We start from the raw sequence: 553 nt of genomic DNA on the forward strand, positions 1-553 counted from the left end.
TGGGCGACCATCTGGACGATCTGCGATAGAACGGTGTCCGAGCCGATCCGCTCCGAACGCATGACCAGCGCGCCGCTGGTGTTGAGTGTGGCCCCGATGACCTTGTCGCCCACGCGCTTGCTGTCGGGCAGCGGTTCGCCGGTCAGCATGGATTCGTCAATCGAGCTGCGGCCCTCGTGCACGATGCCATCCACCGGCACCTTCTCGCCGGGTCGGATGCGCAGCAGGTCGCCGACGTGCACATGGCTGAGTGGCACGTCTTCCTCGCTGCCGTCCGCATTGATGCGCCGCGCCGTCTTGGGTGCCAGCCCCAGCAGCGACTTGATGGCTGCCGAAGTCTGGGAGCGGGCCTTGAGTTCCAGCACCTGGCCGAGCAGTGTCAGCGAGATGATGACGGCGGCGGCCTCGAAATACACGCCGACCCGTCCCATGGACATGAAGGAAGCTGGAAACACTTCCGGCGCAACGGTTGCCACAACGCTGTAGATGAATGCCGCACCCGTTCCCAGGCCGATCAGTGTCCACATGTTCGGGCTGCGGTTGACCACGGACA

Annotated in this window: 1 pseudogene; it reads right to left on the minus strand. The window is 64.6% G+C overall.

Going from position 1 to position 553, the window contains the following annotated elements:
- Positions 1-553 (minus strand): annotated as a pseudogene (locus KVT32_RS28495) (copper-transporting ATPase); the annotation flags it as partial.

This window comes from Achromobacter sp. GbtcB20 (assembly GCF_019091095.1).
In the GTDB taxonomy this organism is placed as follows: domain Bacteria; phylum Pseudomonadota; class Gammaproteobacteria; order Burkholderiales; family Burkholderiaceae_B; genus Achromobacter; species Achromobacter mucicolens.